The sequence below is a fragment of the Xylophilus sp. ASV27 genome (genome assembly GCF_016428875.1).
Lineage (GTDB): Bacteria > Pseudomonadota > Gammaproteobacteria > Burkholderiales > Burkholderiaceae_C > Xylophilus.
This window is the reverse complement of sequence record NZ_JAELTO010000209.1, coordinates 1-2,553: the sequence shown is the minus strand read 5'-3', so window position 1 is coordinate 2,553 and position 2,553 is coordinate 1. Positions and strand designations below refer to the sequence as shown.

Sequence of the window (2,553 nt, the reverse complement as noted above, 5' to 3'; positions counted from 1 at the left end):
TCCCTGCTGTGGGCGGTCTGCGGCGTTGCAAATCCTCGCCATAGCTGCGGCTATGGCTGCGGTTTGCGCCTTGCATCCCATCCCACACCAGGGCGCGCGCCACCACGCGGACTTGTTCAGCGTTGCCCTAAGATGCCTCGACCATCCACCGTTTGTCGATCAATGCTGTTGCTGGCGAGTGCATTCGCCGCGTCAACTTCATTCGGTGGGGAGCAATTCCCCACTCGACCGATCTCGATCGTCGTCCCCTTCCCGCCAGGTGGGCTGATCGATACGACTACCAGATTCATCGCGCAGAAGATGCAGGAGAGGCTTGGGAAGCCGGTCGTTGTGGACAATCGACCCGGTGCCAATGGGCTGATTGCGATCCGCTTCGTGAAGTCAGCCCCTGCGGACGGATACACGTTGCTGGCCGCATCCAACGCATTCGCACTGGGATACGCAACGGCTCAAACCCCAGGATATGAATTCAAGGACTTCTCGAGCATTGGCGGCATGAATGAGTCTCCTCTCATCCTTGTTGCATCTCAGGCGAGCCCCGCCGCGACCCTCGAACAGGTGCTCAAGCGCGCGAAGGAAAGGCCCAATGCGTCGACATTCGCGTCGGGGGGCGTCGGTACCAGTTCTTGGATGGCGGGCGCGATGTTCGCCAGTCGATCGGGCGCGGAACTCCTGCACGTGCCCTATAAGGGCGTTAGCAGTGCGATGCCAGATGTGATTGCAGGGCGTGTTGACATGATGTTTGACACGGGAGCCAACTCCGGCCCTCAGATCAAAGACGGTCGATTGCGCGCTTACGGTATTTCGTCACTCGCTCGCGCAAAGGTCTTTCCGGATATTCCTACATTGGCCGAGCAGGGAGTCACCAACTTCAAGTTTTCCAGCTATCAGGGGCTCCTCGCTCCGGCTGGTACTCCACAAGAAGTCGTCGGCACTCTCTCACGCGCTCTGAGCTTCGTAGTTTCCAGTGAAGCATTCCAGCAGCGTTGCATGAACGAGGGCAGTGAGCCCTTGGCACTTGCGGGAGATGCATTCATGGACAAGCTTCGCCACGACGCTGCAGAAGCAGCGCGGCTCCTGGCTGCTGCGGGCATTGCAAAGCAGTAGTTCCAGCCCCGGACGGGGCCAGGCTTCCGCTCGTCCGAACATCCTTCGAATGATCCTGGATGCCCGCCGTTGTAACGGCCTGCAGTCAACGCGGCCGTTTCCAAGTTGATCAGTTGAAGCCTTGCAACGCGAGGCCACTGATATGCGCGTGCCTACAACACCGACCAGTCGTCGAACCACCGAATGGAGAAAAATATGAAAGCCGTCATCTCTCTTGCATGTGTACTTGCTGCCGCCTCGGGCGTCGTGCAGGCTCAATCGCGAGTATCCATTTACGGGTTGGTAGATCTGAGCTACCAGCACCTGCGCTCGGGCGAATCATCGCCGATGAGGGGCGGTACCCTCGACCGCTTAGCTGACGGTGTTACTTTTGGGCCTGGGTCGCGCCTCGGTTTCACCGCACTTGAAGACCTCGGCAATGGGCTCATGGCTAGCGCAAATCTAGAGATGGGCCTTAACACCGACACGGGGACATTGGCCAATGGTGGCCGAGGTTTCGGACGGCACGCTTTTGTTTCGTTGCTTTCTCCTTCCTGGGGAGAGATTCGTCTTGGTCGTCAGTACACGATGCACGATGAAGTCATGCGACTGACCAACCCTTTCACCAATGCGACCATCCTGAATCCCGGTGCGAATGCCAACTACACGAACGGGCCGGTGCCGCTCTTCATCGACACGCCTCGAATCGACAATGCAATCCACTATCTCTCGCCGAAGTTTGGTCCGTTCGCCTTTCAAGTACTAGTTGCTCCGGGCGAGGGATTGGTTGATCGGTATCACGGTATCAAGCTCGCTTACTCAGACGGCCCTCTGAATGCGGCGACGTCGTATGAGCTGAGCAAGGCACGTGCAGCCACGCCCGGCGTCAGTGTCGCGGGTGACAGTGTCAACAAGATCTTCGAGGCGGGGGCCAATTACGACTTTGGTGCTTTCAGGCTATTCGGCGGCTATCAACGAGGAAGCAAGCTCACGCCCGGAAGTTCTGGCATCATCACGGAGCCGACGGCAACGAATGGCGGCGTGGGGACGCAGATCTCCTCGCTGCAGTTGCCTGGTCTTGGAACTCCCGCGAATGCACTCACCGCATACACATTGGGTGCATCCATGCCAGTTGGTCAGTTTCTGCTCGGAACAAACTACACGCGCACTACCTACGAAAGCACCTTGGCAAGAAAGAGCCTTGGCAGAGCCGGGGTTGGAGCAATGTACTTCCTGTCCAAGACCGCGATTTTCTACACAGCCCTGGGCGCCCACACCGGTAGTTTGAAAGAATTTGTCAATGAGAAGATTGTCTTCCAGGCAGGATTGCGGAAGATCTTTTAAGAGCGGCTAACAAAACAAAGGGAGGTTGCGAGCACAGATGACACAACAAGCCAGGGAAAGCAGCGCGACATGAATGTCGATGCGGCGCTCGAAGCGGGTTCGCAGCTTGCCAAACGCGGCCAG

Annotated in this window: 2 protein-coding genes and 1 pseudogene; 2 read left to right on the top strand and 1 reads right to left on the bottom strand. The window is 57.9% G+C overall.

What is annotated here, in order from left to right; genetic code table 11:
- Together JHD63_RS22295 and JHD63_RS22290 are read left to right on the top strand one after the other, a co-directional pair.
- Positions 1-1,107 (top strand): Bug family tripartite tricarboxylate transporter substrate binding protein (locus JHD63_RS22295; RefSeq protein WP_233168541.1); only part of this gene is annotated, 1,107 nt, incomplete at its 5' end.
- Positions 1,108-1,302: 195 nt separating this feature from the next.
- Positions 1,303-2,430 (top strand): porin, encoded by a 1,128-nt coding sequence (locus JHD63_RS22290; protein WP_198972966.1) that lies wholly within the window; start codon positions 1,303-1,305, stop codon positions 2,428-2,430.
- Between the two features lie 6 nt (positions 2,431-2,436).
- Here the strand turns inward: JHD63_RS22290 and JHD63_RS22285 are convergent.
- A pseudogene (locus JHD63_RS22285) lies at positions 2,437-2,553 on the bottom strand (IS5/IS1182 family transposase); the annotation flags it as partial.